This is a genomic window from Pseudomonas sp. ME-P-057 (genome assembly GCF_030208975.1).
Lineage (GTDB): Bacteria > Pseudomonadota > Gammaproteobacteria > Pseudomonadales > Pseudomonadaceae > Aquipseudomonas > Aquipseudomonas lutea.
In genome coordinates, this window is sequence record NZ_JARVSX010000008.1 from 1 (window position 1) to 19346 (window position 19346).

The window sequence follows — 19346 nt, forward strand, 5'->3', positions numbered from 1 at the left end:
ATCCACTGTAGGAGCCGGCATCCCCTGCCAACACAAATCCACTGTAGGAGCCGGCTTGCTGGCGAACCCGATCATTGATTCAGTGCAACGGTGCCTTTTGAAATGCATTCGCCAGCAAGCCGGCTCTTACAAATCGACGATCTGTGGGGTGTTTCAGGCAGGCTCGTATTCACTGCGAAACGCAGCCATATCTCCAAACGTTATAAAAATATGGGATTCAGTTCTTTTACGGAATAAATCGGAGCCTCTATAACTGACGCACTTGTTATAAGCCAACCGTATCTGCTCGAAGGATTTCTCATGGATGTTTTCTGGTTTCTACCGACCCACGGCGACGGCCATTACCTGGGCACGACCAAGGGCGCGCGCCCGGTCACGCTCAACTACCTCAAGCAGGTCGCGCAGGCGGCGGACGATCTGGGCTACCACGGCGTGCTGATCCCCACCGGCCGTTCCTGCGAGGACTCCTGGGTGATTGCTTCGGCCCTCGTGCCGCTGACCGAGCGCCTGCGTTATCTGGTGGCGATCCGGCCAGGCATCATTTCACCCACGGTCTCGGCACGCATGGCCGCAACCCTGGATCGTCTGTCCGGTGGACGCCTGCTGATCAACGTCGTGACCGGCGGCGATCCTGATGAAAACCGTGGCGATGGCAGCTTCCTCGATCACAGCGAGCGCTACGAGGTCACCGACGAATTCCTGCAGATCTGGCGCCGCGTCTTGCAGGGCGAAGCCGTGGACTTCGAAGGCAAGCACCTGAAAGTGCAGAATGCCAAAGCGCTCTATCCACCCATCCAAAAACCTTACCCGCCGCTGTATTTCGGTGGCTCGTCCGAGGCGGCCCATGAACTGGCCTCCGATCAGGTCGACGTTTACCTGACGTGGGGCGAACCGCCCGCCGCTGTCGCCGAGAAGCTGGCGGACATCCGCGAGCGCGCCGCACGCAAGGGGCGCACCGTGAAATTTGGTATCCGTTTGCACGTCATTGTCCGCCAGACCAGCGAAGAAGCCTGGAAAGCCGCGGACACCCTGATCGAGCACATCAGCGATGAAACCATCGCCGCCGCCCAAAAATCCTTCTCGCGCTTCGACTCCGAAGGACAGCGGCGCATGGCCGCGCTGCACGACGGCCGCCGCGACAACCTGGAAATCGCGCCGAACCTGTGGGCGGGCGTGGGCCTGGTGCGTGGCGGCGCGGGCACGGCGCTGGTGGGCAATCCGCAGGAAGTCGCTGCGCGGATTCAGGAATACGCGGACCTGGGCATCGAAAGCTTCATCTTCTCCGGCTATCCGCACCTGGAAGAGGCCTACCGCTTTGCCGAGCTGGTCTTCCCGCTGCTGCCCGAGCCGTATCGCAGCCTGGCCGGCCGCGGCATCACCAACCTAACCGGGCCGTTCGGCGAGATGATCGCCAACGATTTGCCACCGCAGAAGTAAATCCGCAACCGCTCACCCGGTAGGAGTGACCGGGGTGGCGCTCCACTTTGCTCGCGATAGGGATCTATCTGCACCCCTTGCTCCAGTGACCCGCCGCCATCGCGAGCAAAGTGGAGCGCCCCCCCGGTCGCTCCTGCAGGGATAGCCCGCGTGCTGCGCGACCGCGACAAGGAGTCCTTCATGGCAGCCAGCTTACCGTTCCAACCACAAGTGACCCACATGCAACTACTGACCCTTCCGCCCTCGCCGGCTCTGGCCACGTCCATTCGCGCCACCGCGCAAGTGTTCGAAGACCCCAGATCCCAGGCCCTGCTGGCCCATATTCAACAAGTCGCGCCCAGCGACGCCAGCGTGCTGATCATCGGCGAGACCGGCACCGGCAAAGAGCTGGTGGCGCGCCACATCCACAACCTGAGCAGCCGTCGTCATCAGCCCTTTGTGGCCGTCAATTGCGGCGCGTTTTCCGAGTCACTGGTGGAAGCCGAGCTGTTCGGTCAGGAGAAAGGCGCGTTCACCGGTGCCCTGAGCGCCAAGGCCGGCTGGTTTGAAGAAGCCAACGGCGGCACGCTGTTTCTCGATGAAATCGGCGATTTGCCCCTGGCGATTCAGGTCAAGCTGCTGCGCGTGCTGCAGGAGCGCGAGGTGGTCCGCCTGGGTTCGCGCAAAAGTACGCCGATCAACGTGCGGGTGCTGGCCGCCACTAATGTGCAGCTGGAACGCGCGATCAACGCCGGGCATTTCCGCGAAGACCTGTTTTACCGTCTCAACGTGGTCAATCTGGTCTTGAGCACGCTGCGCGAGCGCCCCGGCGACATCATGCCGCTGACCCGCCACTTCATCGAGGTTTACAGCCAGCGACTGGGTTGCGGGCCGATCCAGATCAGCGCCGAGGCCGAGCACAAGCTGCGCACCTACGGCTGGCCGGGGAATATCCGCGAGCTGGAAAACGTCATTCACCACACCCTGCTGATCTGCCGCAACGGGATCATTCAGTCCAGCGACCTGCGCCTGTCGAATTTGCGCCTTGAACGTCAGGAGGACGCTTCACTGGCGGTGGACGATTCCACCGAAGCGCTGCTGGCCCGTGCGTTCCAGCGGTTGTTCGAAGAACAGGCCGGGGCGCTGCACGAAAAGGTCGAGGACGCCTTGCTGCGGGCCGCGTATCGCTTCAGCCATTACAACCAGGTGCACACCGCCCAACTGCTGGGCCTGAGCCGCAACGTCGTGCGCGCGCGGCTGATCAAGATCGGCGAACTGGCCGTCAACAAACGCCGTCCGGGTGAACAGACCCAGGGCGACCGCATGCTGCATTTGTCGGTGTAACGCTATGGCCCGAGCGAAGTTGTTCTGATCTGCCGAGCCAGGCTGATCCGAGCTTAGCTGTGGCGCGGTCCGACGATTTGGGCGGCCACTTCGTACGCGTTGAACGTCATCGAGGTGGCGCGGTGCTGACGAATCAGCCCCCACATGTCCGCCTCGCCTTCTTCGGCATTCTCAAACGCGCGCTCGCAGTCGCGTTTTGACAGCCACTGCACATGGCTGAGCACCCGCCGCCGGTCTTCGCTGACCTGAACACTGGCGCAGACAAAGCCGGGGTAGGTGCGGGTGAAGCGTTCGAATCGGTCGTTGAGCGCGTCCACCAGCCCTGCCTGATGGCGCGGGTCCACGGCAAACTCGACGAACTGGCTGAACGGAAGGTGGGCGGTAACTGGGGTCATGAGGGCTCTCCAGGGATGGCGGTTGGGTGCTGACAGGATGGGGCGCGGTCCGGCTGTAGCCCATACGTTTCTTGCGCCGGAGTGCCGCTTGCCATGCAAGCTCCGACACGGGATGCTGCGCAGGTTAAAACCTCCAGTTAACTTGAGGTCAAGCTTCTTCTGCCAGCTTCGGAGATTGCATGCCTGGACACGACGCCCCGCCAATTGCCCGCGAACTTACCGTCGGCCAGCTCTCCGCACGCAGCGGCGTGGCCATCACCGCTTTGCGTTTCTACGAAGCCAAAGGGCTGATCAGCAGCCAGCGCAACGCCGGCAACCAGCGTCGCTACCCCAGGGATGTGCTGCGCCGTGTGGCCCTGATTAAAACCGCTCAGCGTCTGGGCATCCCGCTGGCGACCATTCAGACCGCGCTGCAAACCCTGCCACAGGACCGCTCGCCCAGTCTGGATGACTGGACCCGGCTGTCCGAGCGCTGGAAAACCGACTTGAACGAGCGGATCAACCGCCTCACCGCGCTGCGCGACCAACTCGACGGCTGCATCGGCTGCGGCTGCCTGTCGATGGAGGCCTGCCCGCTGCGCAACTTCGGCGACAGCCTGGGCGAGCGCGGCGCCGGGCCGCAGTTGCTGGATCAGGATTGAGCACTGCCTCCGGGCCGGCAGTGCCTGGCATGCATCGCCCGGTTACAGGCTGGCTGCCGCCAATCGCGCGGCAAGCGCCTTGGCTTGCGAGGCGACATCGTTGACGGCGGTGCTTTCCCACCACAGGCCACGCAACGGGGGGCCCATGGCGAACAGGCGTGATGAAACGGCGCCTTCTGCGTCCAGCACTGCGCCACCGGCATCGGCGGCGATGCCCAGCGCCAGCGGGCCGGGCTTGATCAGTCTGCGTGCGAGCAGGTTGCGCGGTAATGCCCGGTCGACCCGCCGCCAGTCGTACTGAATGCCCGTGGAGTTGATGAGCGCAGTGCCGCGTTCTGTGCTGGCGTCTTCCCGGCCGCGATAACGCACGCGTATGCGCACCTCCCCGGCCGGCGAGTCTTCAACGTCGAGCAACGATGCGGCATGCACGTGCAGGCGGCCTTCTGCAATCAGCCGATCCAGCAATTGCGCACTGGTCGGTGGCGAGCGATGGTGATGGCTCTCCCACCACGGCCTTACATGGCGTACGAACTGGCGGCGCTGCAGGTCAGTCGCCTGGCTCCACAACCGTGGGATGTGCACGCGCACGGTGTCGAGGGGCGCCTGCCAGTCGATGCCTTGCTCTGCCGCCTGCCGGCATTGTTCGCGCAACGCCCGGACCAACTGCCGGGTGCTGCGAATGGCGTGGTCGGCGCCGAGGAAATCCGGCCATGTTGGCGGTTGTCGACGGACATGGGGCAGCAGGCCATGGCGAGAGAACACATCGATGGGGCCTCGATGCCCCGCCTGCTCAAGCGATACCACGGCGTCGACCATGGTCAGGCCTGAGCCGATGATCAGCACGCGGCCCCGAGGGTCGAGTTGACGCATGGCATTGACGTCCCAGGGGTCGACGGCAGCGGCGTTGAGGGCGTTGGAGTCGCGTTGAGGCGTACGGGCGGCGGCGAACATGCCGGTGGCCAGTACGCCGAAGCGGCCGTTCAAAGGCTCGGTGTGACCGGCCAGGCTGACGCGTACGCCGGACGCCTCGACTTGCAGGTCAGTGACTTCGCCGCGCACGTGCTCGACGGTAGAGCCGAAGCGCTCGCCGACGGCCTGGGCTTCGGCGAGGCGTTGCTGGACGTAAAGCCCGAAGATGCCGCGTGGGGGAAACAGCTCGGCGACCGGAACATGTTGCTGATCGGATTCCGGCCAGCCACCTGAGGCGATGTAGGCGGTCAACCAGCGGGTGAGATCGTCGGCGTCGTCCGGGTCAACGCTCATGCGCGCGGCGTTGCCGTTTAGCGTGTGGCCCAGTTCGGTGGCGCTGTAGGCCTCGCCGCGCCCCAGTTCGCTGCGCGACTCGACGATGACGATCCGTCGCTGACCCGGCAGGCGCAGGAGCTGCACGGCAAGCAGGGTGCCACTCAGGCCGCCGCCAATGATAAGGACGTCAGCGTCCGGTGGGTTGTGTTCAGGAGTCATTGCTTCTCGCCTATTCTTCGCCACGCGGGCGCGCACGGCGGATTATGAATCCCACTGCCACCCTGGATGCAAGCCTGGCCCACCGGATTCGCCAGCTGTTGGCGCAGATGCAAGCTGGCCCATCGCGTTCGCCAGCAAGCCGGCTCCTACAGGTGCAGCGTGACCGCGTCACCCCGCTACCACGTCATCCCGCGCACCCCGGCACACCGCCATCATCCCGTCACCCAGTCACCACGATGCGGGGTCATCGGCACTGCCTGTGCGTTGGCGATGTTCTTCTTTGGGGACCACCATCGGGCCAGGCTGCTGCGGTGTTCCTTTGTAGGAGCGCGCTTGCCCGCGAACAGGTCTTACCGCCACCGTAGATGCAAGCTGACCCACCGCGTTCGCCAGCAAGCCGGCTCCTACAGGTGCAGCGTTACCCCCATCCGGCTGTCTGCCGCTGCAGATGCAGGCTGACCCTCCGCGTTTGCCAGCAAGCCGGCTCCTACAGGTGCCGCCCTGCCGTCACGCCGTGCAAGACCACCGGCTTTAGGCCTTGCGCTTCATGTCCAGTCGCCGCAGGTGGCAGGTGACTTCTTCGCGGTCGTGGTACAGCTGTTTGCAGCCGATGGCCACCTTGACGCCGCGGGCCTTGAAGCCGTCTTCGATACGCTCGAGCAAACGTCGCACCTCGGCGTAACGCTGCTTCATCGGCAGTTTGAGGTTGACCACCGCTTCGCGGCACAGGCCCTCCCCTAGCCAGGTTTCAAGCAATGCGGCGTTGCGCGCAGGCTTTTCAACGATGTCACAGACCATCCAGTCAACCGGCTGACGCGGCTTGAACGTAAAGCCGTCCGCCATCAGGTGCTGGACCAGCCCGGTGTCCATCAGGCTTTCGGCCATCGGCCCGTTATCAATCGCAGTAACGAGCATGCCGCGTCGCACCAGCTGATAGGTCCAACCGCCCGGCGCGGCGCCCAGGTCCACACCGGTCATGTCGCCGGACAGGCGCTCGTCCCACTGATCGCGGGGAATGAAGTGATGCCAAGCCTCTTCCAGCTTGAGGGTCGAGCGGCTTGGCGCTTCCCGGGGAAACTTCAGGCGCGGGATGCCCATGGGCCACATCGCCGAATTGTTCGCATCGGCCAGCCCGAGAAACACTTCGCGCCCGCTTTTGAAGGTCAGCAACAGGCGCGGCAGGCTCGGGTTGTCCACCAGCTTGCCGGCCTTCTCCAAGGCCTTGCGCAGCGGCGCCTCGAACTTGCGGCAGAAGGTCGAGAGCTCTTTGCCGTCATTGGTGTCGACCACTTCCAGCCACAGGCTGCCGCACGCTACGAAGCCGGCCATGTGCTCAAGGATCACGCTGATGCGGTCGGTTTCGGGCAACTGCACGAACACGCCACGCGCCCATTGCCGGGGGAAAATCAGCTCGCGGAAACGCAGGCCGTTCATCAACCGCTCGGCGCCGTCGGGCTCGGTGCAGATGAATTCGGCGCAGGCGGCGTCGGTCTTTGCCTTTGCGTAGCCGGACACCTCAAGGCGCGCGGCGTGCTCGCTAAGCTCCGAGCAGACCTCGCTTTCGAAGCCGGGACGGCAATGCATGAAAAGGGTGTTCACAGGACGGTCTCCTCGCGCGCCACGAACCGGGTCGCAGCGCAAGCTGTACATGAGGATTAACCTCAATGACTCGAAAGCGGCGCATGATAGCCGAATCAGGAACCACTGGCTCAGCCGGCGGGTCCAGTACTACTCAATGAACATAAAAGGCGCCACACAGAGCGCTGAAACACGCCCTTCTTACCGTTCGTTCGCCCGTCCGCGCTGAGCTGCACGGACCGTCAAGGAGTCAGTCATGCCCTCCCTCGATAGCCTGAAAAGCCTCAAGACACTCGACGTCAACAACAAAACCTACCACTACTTCAGCCTCCCGGATGCCGCGCGCACGCTGGGCGATCTCGACAAACTGCCGATGTCGCTCAAGGTACTGCTGGAAAACCTGCTGCGTTGGGAAGACAACCGCACGGTAACCGGTGACGACCTTAAGGCCATCGCCGACTGGCTGACCGAACGCAAATCCCGAAGAGAAATCCAGTACCGCCCTGCGCGCGTACTGATGCAGGACTTTACCGGCGTGCCAGCGGTGGTCGACCTCGCAGCCATGCGCGCTGCCGTGGCCAAGGCCGGCGGCGACCCGCAACGCATCAACCCGCTGTCGCCCGTGGACCTGGTGATCGACCACTCGGTGATGGTTGACCGGTTTGGCGACGACAAGGCCTTCGGCGAGAACGTCGACATCGAGATGCAACGCAACGGCGAGCGTTACGCCTTTTTGCGCTGGGGCCAGAATGCGTTCGACAACTTCAGCGTGGTACCGCCGGGCACCGGCATCTGCCATCAGGTGAACCTGGAATACCTCGGCCGCACCGTGTGGACCAAGGAAGAAGACGGCCGCACCTACGCCTTCCCGGACACACTGGTCGGTACCGATTCCCACACCACCATGATCAACGGCCTCGGCGTGCTGGGTTGGGGCGTCGGCGGCATCGAAGCGGAAGCGGCCATGCTCGGTCAGCCCGTGTCGATGCTGATCCCCGAAGTCATTGGCTTCAAACTGACCGGCAAACTGCGTGAAGGCATCACGGCTACCGACCTGGTGCTGACGGTGACGCAAATGCTGCGCAAGAAAGGCGTGGTCGGTAAGTTCGTCGAATTCTATGGCGACGGCCTGGCGGATTTGCCACTGGCAGACCGCGCCACCATAGCCAACATGGCGCCGGAATACGGCGCAACGTGCGGCTTCTTCCCGGTCGATGACGTAACCCTGGATTACCTGCGCCTGTCGGGGCGCCCGGACGAAACGGTGCAACTGGTCGAAGCGTATTGCAAGGCCCAGGGCTTGTGGCGGCTGCCCGGCCAGGAACCGGCGTTCACTGATGCACTGGAGCTGGACATGGGTTCGGTGGTCGCCAGCCTCGCCGGGCCAAAACGCCCGCAGGACCGGGTGGCCCTGCCCGATGTGTCCCAGGCCTTTAGCGACTTCCTGGGCCTGGCACTCAAACCCGGCAAACACGAAGAGGGCCGGCTGGAAAGCGAAGGCGGCGGCGGTGTCGCGGTGGGCAACGCGGCGCAGGTCGGCGAAGCCGAGTACGAATACAACGGCCAGACTTATCGCCTGAAAAACGGCGCGGTGGTGATCGCGGCGATCACCTCGTGCACCAACACGTCCAACCCGAGTGTGATGATGGCAGCGGGTTTGCTGGCAAAAAAAGCCGTGGAAAAAGGCCTGCAGCGCAAACCGTGGGTGAAGAGCTCACTGGCGCCGGGCTCCAAGGTCGTGACCGATTACTACAACGCGGCGGGGCTCACTGAATACCTCGACGCGCTGGGCTTCGATCTGGTCGGTTACGGCTGCACCACCTGTATCGGCAACTCGGGGCCGCTGCCCGACCCGATCGAAAAAGCCATCCAGCAGTCGGACCTGACCGTCGCGTCGGTGCTGTCCGGCAACCGCAATTTCGAAGGCCGCGTGCACCCGCTGGTAAAAACCAACTGGCTGGCCTCGCCGCCGCTGGTGGTCGCTTATGCGCTGGCCGGCAGTGTGCGCATCGACCTGAGCAGCGAACCCCTGGGCGAAGGCAAGGACGGCCAGCCGGTTTACCTGCGCGACATCTGGCCGACTCAGCAGGAGATCGCCGACGCTGTGATGAACGTCAGCACCGGCATGTTTCACAAGGAGTACGCCGAGGTCTTCGCGGGTGATGAGCAGTGGCAGGCCATCCAGGTGCCTGAGGCAGCGACGTACGTCTGGCAGCCGGACTCGACGTACATTCAGCATCCACCGTTCTTCGAGGATGTTGCCGGACCCCTGCCGGTCATTGCCGATGTGCAGCAGGCGCGCGTGCTGGCAGTACTCGGCGACTCGGTCACCACTGACCACATCTCACCGGCCGGCAACATCAAGCTGGACAGCCCGGCGGGCCGCTACCTGCGCAGCAAGGGCGTTGAATACAAGGACTTCAACTCCTACGGCTCGCGGCGCGGCAACCATGAAGTGATGATGCGCGGGACCTTTGCCAACATCCGCATTCGCAACGAAATGCTCGGCGGCGAAGAAGGCGGCTATACCCTGCACGTGCCAACCGACGAGAAACTGCCGATCTACGATGCCGCAATGCGCTATCAGGCAGAAGGCACGCCGCTGGTGATCATTGCAGGTCAGGAATACGGCACCGGCTCCAGCCGCGACTGGGCCGCCAAAGGCACCAATCTGCTGGGCGTGAAAGCAGTCATCGCCGAGAGTTTCGAGCGTATTCACCGCTCCAATCTGGTCGGTATGGGCGTGTTGCCATTGCAGTTACGCAGCGGTGAAAGCCGCAAGACTCTCGGCTTGACCGGCAAGGAAGTGCTGACCATCACCGGCCTGACCGGTGCCAATCTGCAGCCGGGCATGAGCCTGGCCGTGCAGATCACACGTGAGAACGGGCAGCAGGACCACATCGACGTGCTGTGTCGAATCGATACGGTCAACGAAGTGGAGTACTTCAAGGCAGGAGGCATTCTGCACTACGTGCTGCGCCAGTTGATCGCGTCTTGATTCAAGCGCGGCGGACACCCCGCCGCGCCTGCATCGCCCCCTTCCCGGCTAAAGCCGGTCCCACTGAACAGCGCATGCTTCCAGTGGGATTGGCTTTAGCCGGGAAGACGTCAGCTTTGACAATGAGGAATTGATACTGCTGCTGATGGCCCCTTCCCGGCTGAAGCCGGTCCCACAGAACAGCGCATGCTTCCAGGAGGATTGGTGAGCTGGTCCTGGAACAGCGAATGCTTTCCGTGGGACCGGCTTTAGCCGGGAAGATGCTTGCACGATCTCCAGCAATCGTCGGAAACGCCCTACACCGCATCATCCACCATCGACGCGATATTCGGACCGACACCCTCAAGATCCGACATACACCCGCGTTTACTAAACGCTAGAATCGCCAGCCTTTTCCGACATCCAAGGATGACGCCATGTCGGCGCAACGCTGGACTGCCCTCTTCCTGTTATCTGTTGGCTACAGCGTTGCCCTGCTGTACGGCCAACTGAGCGTTCCGGTGGTCGTCACCCTGGCTTTGCTGGTCATGGCCTGGATGTGCGTCAACCGATTCCCGCACCCTGCCGTTCGGGCCTTTGGCCACCTGCTGTTCATTGCCCTCACGGCGGGGCTTGCCAGCCACTGGCTGCCGGGGTTTTTCAGCGCCAGGGTGATCGCCGGCGAGCGTCTCAGCCCTGAAGCCTCGCCGTATTCGATGTACTTGCATCTCGACAAACCCCTCATCGGCGTGTGGATCGCGCTGGCCTGCCCCTGGGTGTTTATCGTGTTCAATCCACGGCGCTGGGCAGTCGTGACGGCAATCACCCTGCCAGTCACTGCCGCCCTCTGTTTAAACGCCGCTGTTGTGATGGGGATCGTCGGTTGGTCACCGAAGTGGCCGGAGCAGGCAGGCATCTGGGCCGTCAACAATCTTCTGCTGGTTTCTCTAACGGAGGAGCTGCTATTCAGAGGCTACATTCAGGGCGGCCTGCAAAGATGCTTACGGCGGCTGCCTTACCATGACGCTGTCGTGATCCTCCTGGCGTCGGCACTGTTTGGGATGGCCCACGTGGGTGCCGGGTGGGAATGGGCACTTCTGACCGGCATGGCAGGCCTGGGCTATGGAGTCGCCTATCGTCTCGCCGGGCTGCCGGCGGCAGTGCTCACCCATTTTGGCCTGAACCTGCTGCATTTCAGCCTGCTGACATACCCGACGTTTGACCGCTGAGACGTACGAGCACATCCGCAGCATGACGCAGTTCACAAAAACTTAATTTTTGTTGCCTCGGGCCGATAACTCGTCAAAGCCTTCCTGGATCGAATAGCTCATGCGAAATAACCAGCCCGTCACCCAACGCGAACGGACTTTCCCGGCGCAGCAACGGTTGATTTCCACCACTGACGCGCGCGGCGTCATTACGTATTGCAACGACGCCTTCATAGAAATCAGCGGTTTTTCCAAAGATGAGCTGATCACCTCCCCGCACAATACGGTGCGCCATCCCGACGTGCCGTCTGCGGTGTTCGAGCACATGTGGGCCACGCTCAAGCAGGGCCTGCCGTGGATGGGCATCGTCAAAAACCGCTGCAAGAACGGCGATCACTACTGGGTCAACGCCTACGTGACCCCGGTTTTCGAGAACAAACAGGTGGTGGGCTTCGAGTCCGTGCGCATCAAGCCGACCGCCGAACAGGTCCGCCGCGCCGAAGCGCTTTACAAACGCCTCAACAGCGGCAAGACCGCTGTGCCAGGCCGTGACAAATGGCTGCCGATGTTGCAGGACTGGCTGCCGTTCATTCTGGTCAGCCAGCTGAGTTTTCTGATCGGCGTCTGGCTGAACTCCCCGTGGGGCTTCCTGCTGGCCGCTGCGCTCTCCGTGCCACTGGGTCTGCTGGGCCTGAGCTGGCAACAGCGCGGCCTCAAGCGCCTGCTGCGTCTGGCCGAGCAAACCACGTCCGACCCGCTGATCGCGCAGATGTACACCGACAGTCGTGGTGCTCAGGCGCGCCTGGAAATGTCGATCCTCAGCCAGGAAGCCCGATTGAAGACCTGCCTGACCCGGCTCCAGGACACCGCCGAGCACCTGAATGCTCAGGCGCGGCAGTCCGACACATTGGCCCAGGCCAGCTCCAGCGGTCTGGAACGCCAGCGCGTCGAAACCGAACAGGTCGCCACCGCCGTCAATCAGATGGCCGCGACCACTCAGGAAGTCGCCAATCACGTGCAGCGCACTGCCGATGCCACGCAGCAGGCCAACGAGCTGACCCGTCGGGGTCGCGAGATTGCCAGCGAAACCCGCGAAGCCATTCAGCGCCTGTCAACGTCCGTGGGGGAAACCGGCCTGACCGTGACCCAGCTGGCAAAGGACAGTGACGAAATCGGCGGTGTCGTCGACGTCATCAAAGGCATCGCCGACCAGACCAACCTGCTGGCCCTCAACGCCGCTATCGAAGCCGCACGCGCCGGAGAGATGGGCCGTGGTTTCGCGGTCGTTGCCGACGAAGTCCGCCAACTGGCGCAACGCACCACTGAATCCACAGGCCAGATCCACTCCCTCATCGCCAAGCTGCAACACACCGCCAACAACGCGGTACAGACCATGAACACAGGTCGTCGTCAGGCCGAAGAAGGTGTTGAGCAGGTCATGGAAGCCGACAGAGCGCTGGTGGGCATCAGCGACGCGGTGGCCAACATCACCGACATGACCACGCAAATCGCTGCAGCCACCGAAGAGCAAAGCTCGGTCGCCGAAGAGGTCAGCCGTAACATCAGCACCATCGCCCACCTGGCCGACCAGACCTCCGACGAAGCCCGCCGCTCTGCCACGCTGAGTGCAGAGCTGACACAAACCGCCAATACCCAGTACTCCCTGGTGGAGCGCTTCAACCGCTGATAAACACGGCGATATAAGAAAGCCCCGGCAGCGACACTGCCGGGGCTTTTTTGTTATGGAAGATAAGTAGGACATTTCTGAAAAGTATTGCACGCTGGTTTTTTTTGATAAGAACACAGGTTCGGCTGTTGACAGGTTTTGTTGAAGTCTATTAGTTGATTGCTGAGAGACGATAAATAGTTACCACCACGAGGTGGATTATCGTTGATCTCGCCAATCATTTTAATGAAGCGCACTTTCCGTACATGTGAAAACAGAGAGTGCGTTGACGGAGAAACTCATGAGCAATGACTACGCCAGAGCACCCATTCCACTCACCCCGCCATTGGTTAGCATTGCTAGCGCTAGCGATGGCCTGCTTAATAAGGAAGATCTGGAAAAACCGATCCCGGTAGGCGTTAGGGTATGGGAAGCTGCGGAGCCCCAGTATTATCTTCAGCTGATGTTAAATGGCGATCGGGTTGGGGATATTAGATCCATCACTGAAGAGGATGTCATTGGAGATATCGTTGAGGTATTGCTGGATCAAAAGCTGCTTGCATCGGAAGGCTCCTACCAACTGGCCTATATGGCATCAAGCCCTTTTTCCGAATCTCACGTTCCGTCTCCGGCGATCACTTTGAAAGTAGACCGCACCCAACCCGGCGCAACCCTCCTCGCTCCCCTCATCTTCCCCACCGCCACCTTCAGCGACCAGCTCACCGGTCTGCTGCCCGGTTACGCCGGCATGCAGCAGGGCGATGTCGTTCAGACACTGCTCAACGGCAGCCCGGGCCCGAACCACACGGTGACAGCGGACGAGCTGACATTGCGTCCGGTCGAGATCGGCTTCACTCGCGAACACCTGCAACCCCATGCACCTGGAATGGTGTCCATCGAATACGCCGTGACCGACCGCGCAGGCAATACCTCCATCACCAGCCTGCCGACCCTCGTGTCGGTGCAATTGTAACGGCTCGTATACACCCTTCATCTGAATACCGAAGGTTACGACCTCCACGCTTATGCATGGAGGTTCTGTCAACAAATCCACCACGGAAAAATATTTAAATTTATTTTCAGCATGTAGGTTCCAGAGAACCTACATATCCGTAGGAAGTGTCTGATGGACTATCAAAGTTTTATAGACTACGCGGAACACATATTTATATAAATCGAGGGCTCAAACCCTTGAAATACGCCGCATTCACATATCAAGGAGTGATTCAACAGCAAATATTTTTCAAAGAAGCCACGCAAACCCATGCATTGCGCTTGTTTGACAGTACTATTTTTGGAATCGATGATAGGCACGTGAAGCGCGCAATCCTACAAACAGGCTCACGGCATTTAGCCCTGTAATTCTCGCACTAGCGATCTGATCAAGGAGTTCCAATGGAAGATGACATGGATATACAACCAACACTCCAGTCACCACCCGATGAATCCAACAAAGACAAGAATGGGCCTATTGCAAATACCGCCAGCAAAAACCTGAAGAAACCGGCCGGCAAATCTTCGGTGCCGCTTTATGAGCATCTGATTGCCGAGCCGCCGAGCGGCCAGGGCGCGGCAGAGAATCCGCACTTCTATGTCGGGCATCTGGCGAACGTGCCGGGATTTCCCTGGCATCACGATTCTCAAGATCCGAACCCCACGCCTGTGTTCAGCGCGCCCTACATCACCGGCGGCGACGCGGATGCCCTTACCGAAGCTCAGTTGCACATGGGCATTTACATCAATATCCCGCGCTCCTCGAAGCTGTGGTTTGGTGATCACCTCAAGCTGCGCTGGGGCCAGAACACGTTCTACACCACGGTTGGCAAAGTCGAGGGGCGAAATGGTCCACGCCAGGTTCAATACCTGAACAACGAGGCCTTGGGGGACTACGAAAGCGGGCGAGTCGAGGTGCGCTATGAAGTGGTTCGGCGGACCAAGCTCGTCGGCATCTCGGAGACGCTGACCGTCAAACTGCCCCGCCAGAGCAAACGTCGGGGCAAGGCATCGCCTTCGGGCCGCCCGCCGCGACGTCGCCGGGTCCAACCCAAGCCGTGAGCTGATGCGCCAGGCGCCGAGACTCTATGCCTGGCGCCCAGCGTAAAAAAGCCCGGGCTTCATCACTGAAGTCCGGGCTCATACCGCTTTTTCAATCAACCCACGCGAGCGTCAGAACGCCAGGCGCAGACCCACATTGGCACCCCAAGGCTGCTCAACATGTTCACCTTTCATGTAATCGAAATCAGCATGCACCTGGAGGTGCTCAGACAACGACACCGAAACACCGGCGCCCAGCTCCGCGCGGGAGCCGAACAGGTCATTGTCGAAACGCTGCCCGTTCACGCTGACGTCATTGCTGCGGCTGAACTCCTGGGCCAGCGCCAGCCGCGCATAGGGTTTGACCACGCCACCGTCCTTCATGGCAAAACTGCGGCCTACCGTGCTGCCGACTTTGCCAAGAACCGACTGGGTCTGACGGGTCTTGGCCTGCATGCCGTTGTCGAGGGTGTAGCTGCTCCCATCAATCCAGACGCTGGACACCTGCGCAAACGGCTCCACGAAATACGCGTCGCTCAGGGTGATGTGCTTGCCAACCTCCAGCGATCCGCCGACTGCCTTGCTGCTGTAGTCGCCCTTCGCTTTGGTGCCATCGCTCATCGCCACCTTCGACTCGTTATGGAACTGGTTGAGTTTCAGCACACCGTCCACGTAATAGCCGCCTTCCGACAACCAGGTGCCATAGGCGCCCACGTAATAACTGTCGACTTCGCCGGAAGTCCCTCGGCCGATGTCCAGGTCCGACTTGCTATAACCGCCCATGAGCCCGAGCAACAGCTGGCCGTTGCCGACCGGCACCGGCGCGTCGGCTCCGAACGACAGTCCTTGCTGCTTCTGGCTGTAGTCAACACCGGAGTCCAGAGACGCATTGAAACGGCTGCCATACGTGCGCATCCAGCCACCGCCCTGCGCCTGACCGCGAACCTCACCCATACGGCTGCGCAGCGTCGTCAGCTCACTGTTCCACACCGTCGGTGCAGTATTGAACAACGCCAGCGCACTCTGGGTGGACGGGCTGATTTCCTTGCCCTCGCCAACGATGAACCAGTCCGTGCCCTGCCGCTCAAGCCCATACGAATACACCCCGAGGTCCGCACGACCGCCCACCAGCCCGAACTCGGCATCGCCGCTCTCGGTATGAACCACCCGCAAAGGGTCGAACTCCGCCGGCACAGCTTCGAGCCCGGTGTTCTGGACACGCAAACGATAACGACCCGTCGCCTCGCCGTTCACGCTCAGCAAATCACCGGTGCCATTGTCCAGGTTGATGCGCATGTCAAAAACGCCAGAACCCGAAAGGCTGCCCACAGAGAGAACTTGATGAGTGCCATCCGAGAATGCGACCACACCGTCGTCCAGATGCACTTCCCGGATATCGTTACCTCCCACATAATTCCAACGAGCTCCGGAGGACAGCGTGAAGGTGTTCACGTTTATCAGTCCTCCCGTCAATTGAGCACCGTTGCGCAACGTCACGTTGAGGGCGCTCGATTCATCTGCAACGAGATTACCTCTCAACTCACTGTCATCGACCCAAAGATTGACGATGCTTCCGTCCTGAACATCCAAAAGTCTGCCATTGCCGGCGCGCAACTCTGCCCTGTTCTCAACCAGAATGTTTGCCTCGGTCGCGTATTTGTCTGGTCTGTGCACTTTTATCGCAGCGCCGGTACCGCCTTCTATGCTCGAGTTATTAAGAAGAATCTGAGTGCGTCGGTCTTCTGGGCTGGGGGGATAAAAATCATAACCATCGATAATTTCTACGCCGTTGACACCACCGAATATGTGACTCCCTTCACGCGCATCCAACCTTCCATTCGCAGCGAGTATCCCGCTACTGTCTTCGGACAACCCCCGGACCTCAGTATCATTGAGTTGCACTGCACCATATAAACCCAACCCTATCGCATAGTCCTTACCTGAAACGGAGCTCGACATGAGGCTTACATCAGAGCCGTACCCTATCCTGTTCCCTGATGCACCAATGGATATGCCAAAGCCATCCGCGTTGCTGATTTCACTGTCGATGACAGCGGCTTTGCTAAACGTCAAAAAAAGCCCTGACGTGATCACACCACCTCTAACATTAACGTGAGAACTATCTGCATCAACAGCGCTTGCCTCGCCACCACCCACAATATTCAACACTGCATCATCGTATAAATCGTACGAGTCAGCCGGCACCGAGGCATCGATGGTCAGTTCTTCGTCAGCGACCACCTGCATCAGTGAATGCTCGACGTCTCTAGATCTCTCGTTTTTCTGCACTTCAGAAACCAGAAAATGATTTGTGCCGCTTACGAAGGAAGCATTGGCGCTAGAAGCGTAAAGACAACTAAGGGCACAGGCTCCCAAAGTGGTATTTAAGCGTTTTGACATTGAAGGCTGCATGGATATTCCTCATATATCGGACTGAGCAGCATCCACGTGTGGAATAAAACTGGACATCGATTCGTCAGCATCAAATCTGTAGGAGTTTTCTGAAATCTTCGTGATACCTGTCTCACATTGCGACCACCCAGAAATAATAAATAAAAATCGACCTGACGGCCGCTTGCGTGCTTCCGACACTCGAAGAAATTCATATAAAAAAATATTGACACACGATCAATAGCTCTATTACGTCTTATACGTGAACTGACATCAGATCAGCACAAACCAAACGATCGAATTCAATAATAAATGACAAAGGAAATCTCATGAACAATGACATTTACACCCCTACTGTTATTCGTAACCCCCTCGGTTCCGAACTGGATCCCTCATTAATGCCTCCCGATATCAAGGGAGCATTTCATGACTCGGACGATTTTGGCTTGGTACCCATTAGTATGCTAACCGCACCCATCGTCATCGATTTTGTAGTGTGGGACGGCGCCCGTCCGGGTTATACGTATCAATTGGTTTACGATACAAAAACCACAGGCTCCCTGAAGGTTATTAGCGACGACGCTATTGTTGGAGAGCCAATCACACTGGAAATTGAAACCCAGCTCCTGACGCGCGAGGGGGAGCATACCGTCGCTTACGAGGTAACCAATCCGGCAAACCAAGTGTCCAAAACCTCACCGGCCTTTACGCTGATCATTGATAAAACCCCGCCGGGTGCACCTGAATTGGCGTCGATCCAATTCCCGAAAGAGATCGAAGGTGGATTGACCTCTGCGGAATTGGCCGCGTTGGGCGGTGTGCTGCCCGCCCACGTGGCCGGGTACACGGGTATGGCAAAGCACGACCTGATTAAAACCTATTGGGGTGACATCCCCGGTCCAGAGGCAGTGGTGAATGAAAGCGACGTGGGACTGGATGAGGTAAAACTGGAGTTTTCTCGCGAGTTTCTGGACTCAATAGGCGAAGAGCCTCACGTTGTTAAGTACCAAGTATTTGATAGAGCGGGAAATCCATCAATGCTCTCGAACCCTGCCACCGTCGTGCTCAAACTTAGAGACGCGCCCACCGACTTCCCCGCCCCTGTTATTGATGAAGGTGTTGGCAGTCTGATCGATTTCAACGAGGCTCAAACAGGTATACGCGTTGATATCCCTCATTATCCGGACGCCAGCGCCTTCGATAGCATCAGGCTGTATTGGGGAGAGATCCGAATGACGTCGGTAGAAATCTCGCCTGGCGATGAATCAAACGATATTGTTCTTTCGCTAAGGGTTCCGTTCAAGACCATTGAGACCTTCCCGGAAGGGATGGTTCAAGTGAGCTACGAAGTCTGGCGAGCGGATCAGATTGTGGGCAGTTCGCTGGACAGCATGATCGAGGTATTTCTGACACGACCGGTTGTGGCGCCGATTAGCGCCATTGTAGTAAAAGGGACAAGCGTATCCGGACCCAATATTGAAGATAACTTTATTGACGAAGACGACTACGAGCTCAGTGCACGCGGCCTCATCAAATGGAATATGGACCTCCAAAATGGAGACGATATCGATCTTCACTGGGGTGATCAAGTTGAAGCCCAGTGGTACCAGATCAAAGCCAGCGACGTCACCGCAGCCCGCGAACTGAATATTCCAATTTCCAATGAAATCATCAAAGCTCAAGGCACGGGCGCCGAGATCCCTGTCAGTTTTAAAATCTCTCGCTTCGGCAATCCAAACGCCACATCTAGTCCAGTGCAACTTGTAGTCGTCAGATCTAAAGAAGAACTACCCGGAGGTCCAGATGGGCTCGAGGGACCCACGTTTAATCTGACCACGACTGGCGTCCTGGGGCCTAACGAAAACCCTGATGGCGCTGACGTAACCATCCCGCCTTATGTGAATATCTCACGTGATCAATTGGTAACGCTCACATTCAAAGGCTTCGACGATTTTAACAATCCCATCGACGCTGCGAGTTTCACGGCATCACGACGAATCGATGATGACGACATTGCCAATGGGTATGTCTTTACGGTACCTCATCGAAACGTACGAACCATTTGTACTGGCTTCGCCGAAGCAACTTTCAAAGTTGAGCCGAGTGAAGGCAGCAATCAAAGTCCCGCCAATTCGAAAACCACCCGGGTCATCGTAAATATGTTGGATCCGGCTGAGATAACCTGCTCACTCTAACTTTAAACCGCGGGCCACGTTGGCCCGCGCTCTTTGT

General features: G+C 59.6%; 13 protein-coding genes. 9 read left to right on the forward strand and 4 right to left on the reverse strand.

Annotated elements, in window-relative coordinates; genetic code table 11:
* The first annotated feature begins 300 nt into the window (after positions 1–300).
* Positions 301–1437, forward strand: coding sequence for an FMNH2-dependent alkanesulfonate monooxygenase (ssuD, locus tag QRN48_RS03335; protein ID WP_037011385.1), 1137 nt, complete (start codon positions 301–303; stop codon positions 1435–1437).
* Between the two features lie 219 nt (positions 1438–1656).
* Positions 1657–2760 carry a sigma-54 interaction domain-containing protein gene (locus tag QRN48_RS03340; protein WP_285348966.1) on the forward strand — a complete coding sequence of 368 codons (1104 nt, stop codon included), beginning with the start codon at positions 1657–1659 and terminating at the stop codon, positions 2758–2760.
* Positions 2761–2813: 53 nt separating this feature from the next.
* Here the strand turns inward: QRN48_RS03340 and QRN48_RS03345 are convergent, their stop codons facing one another.
* A complete protein-coding gene (locus tag QRN48_RS03345; RefSeq protein WP_037011386.1) occupies positions 2814–3155 on the reverse strand; it encodes an antibiotic biosynthesis monooxygenase in 342 nt (113 codons plus the stop codon).
* A 179-nt stretch (positions 3156–3334) separates the two neighbouring features.
* On the opposite strand from QRN48_RS03345, the gene soxR reads away from it, so the two are divergent.
* Complete coding sequence (gene soxR, locus QRN48_RS03350; RefSeq protein WP_037011388.1) at positions 3335–3796, forward strand: redox-sensitive transcriptional activator SoxR; 462 nt, start codon at positions 3335–3337, stop codon at positions 3794–3796.
* A gap of 42 nt (positions 3797–3838) precedes the next feature.
* Here soxR and QRN48_RS03355 read toward each other — a convergent pair whose 3' ends face one another.
* Both QRN48_RS03355 and rlmM read right to left on the reverse strand, forming a co-directional pair.
* Positions 3839–5260 carry an FAD/NAD(P)-binding protein gene (locus QRN48_RS03355; RefSeq protein WP_285348888.1) on the reverse strand — a complete coding sequence of 474 codons (1422 nt, stop codon included), beginning with the start codon at positions 5258–5260 and terminating at the stop codon, positions 3839–3841.
* Positions 5261–5791: 531 nt separating this feature from the next.
* The gene (rlmM, locus tag QRN48_RS03360; protein WP_285348890.1) at positions 5792–6859 is read right to left on the reverse strand and encodes a 23S rRNA (cytidine(2498)-2'-O)-methyltransferase RlmM; all 1068 of its coding nucleotides are present in this window, start codon (positions 6857–6859) and stop codon (positions 5792–5794) included.
* A 235-nt stretch (positions 6860–7094) separates the two neighbouring features.
* Here rlmM and acnA point away from each other — a divergent pair, with 235 nt between their 5' ends.
* The 5 genes from acnA (at position 7095) to QRN48_RS03385 (ending at position 14744) form a co-directional block, all read left to right on the forward strand.
* A complete protein-coding gene (gene acnA / locus QRN48_RS03365) occupies positions 7095–9836 on the forward strand; it encodes an aconitate hydratase AcnA (protein ID WP_285348892.1) in 2742 nt (913 codons plus the stop codon).
* Positions 9837–10252: 416 nt separating this feature from the next.
* Positions 10253–11044, forward strand: coding sequence for a CPBP family intramembrane glutamic endopeptidase (locus tag QRN48_RS03370; RefSeq protein WP_285348894.1), 792 nt, complete (start codon positions 10253–10255; stop codon positions 11042–11044).
* A 100-nt stretch (positions 11045–11144) separates the two neighbouring features.
* Complete coding sequence (locus QRN48_RS03375) at positions 11145–12710, forward strand: methyl-accepting chemotaxis protein (protein WP_285348896.1); 1566 nt, start codon at positions 11145–11147, stop codon at positions 12708–12710.
* 280 nt (positions 12711–12990) lie between these two features.
* On the forward strand, positions 12991–13662 hold the full coding sequence (locus tag QRN48_RS03380) for a hypothetical protein (RefSeq protein WP_285348898.1): 672 nt from the start codon (positions 12991–12993) through the stop codon (positions 13660–13662).
* A gap of 434 nt (positions 13663–14096) precedes the next feature.
* Entirely contained in the window at positions 14097–14744 is a 648-nt protein-coding gene (locus tag QRN48_RS03385) for a hypothetical protein (RefSeq protein ID WP_285348900.1), read from the forward strand.
* Between the two features lie 111 nt (positions 14745–14855).
* Here QRN48_RS03385 and QRN48_RS03390 read toward each other — a convergent pair whose 3' ends face one another.
* Positions 14856–17135, reverse strand: a complete 2280-nt coding sequence (locus tag QRN48_RS03390) for an autotransporter outer membrane beta-barrel domain-containing protein (protein ID WP_285348902.1) — start codon at positions 17133–17135, stop codon at positions 14856–14858.
* A gap of 308 nt (positions 17136–17443) precedes the next feature.
* Between QRN48_RS03390 and QRN48_RS03395 the strand changes: the two genes are divergently transcribed.
* A complete protein-coding gene (locus tag QRN48_RS03395; RefSeq protein WP_285348903.1) occupies positions 17444–19309 on the forward strand; it encodes a hypothetical protein in 1866 nt (621 codons plus the stop codon).
* The last annotated feature ends 37 nt before the right edge of the window (positions 19310–19346 follow it).

Coding starts and splice junctions, on each gene's coding strand:
- ssuD (WP_037011385.1), top strand. CDS start 301: ATGGATGTTTTCTGGTTTCTACCGACCCACGGCGACGGCCATTACCTG.
- QRN48_RS03340 (WP_285348966.1), top strand. CDS start 1,657: ATGCAACTACTGACCCTTCCGCCCTCGCCGGCTCTGGCCACGTCCATT.
- QRN48_RS03345 (WP_037011386.1), bottom strand. CDS start 3,155: ATGACCCCAGTTACCGCCCACCTTCCGTTCAGCCAGTTCGTCGAGTTT.
- soxR (WP_037011388.1), top strand. CDS start 3,335: ATGCCTGGACACGACGCCCCGCCAATTGCCCGCGAACTTACCGTCGGC.
- QRN48_RS03355 (WP_285348888.1), bottom strand. CDS start 5,260: ATGACTCCTGAACACAACCCACCGGACGCTGACGTCCTTATCATTGGC.
- acnA (WP_285348892.1), top strand. CDS start 7,095: ATGCCCTCCCTCGATAGCCTGAAAAGCCTCAAGACACTCGACGTCAAC.
- QRN48_RS03370 (WP_285348894.1), top strand. CDS start 10,253: ATGTCGGCGCAACGCTGGACTGCCCTCTTCCTGTTATCTGTTGGCTAC.
- QRN48_RS03375 (WP_285348896.1), top strand. CDS start 11,145: ATGCGAAATAACCAGCCCGTCACCCAACGCGAACGGACTTTCCCGGCG.
- QRN48_RS03380 (WP_285348898.1), top strand. CDS start 12,991: ATGAGCAATGACTACGCCAGAGCACCCATTCCACTCACCCCGCCATTG.
- QRN48_RS03385 (WP_285348900.1), top strand. CDS start 14,097: ATGGATATACAACCAACACTCCAGTCACCACCCGATGAATCCAACAAA.
- QRN48_RS03390 (WP_285348902.1), bottom strand. CDS start 17,135: ATGCAGCCTTCAATGTCAAAACGCTTAAATACCACTTTGGGAGCCTGT.
- QRN48_RS03395 (WP_285348903.1), top strand. CDS start 17,444: ATGAACAATGACATTTACACCCCTACTGTTATTCGTAACCCCCTCGGT.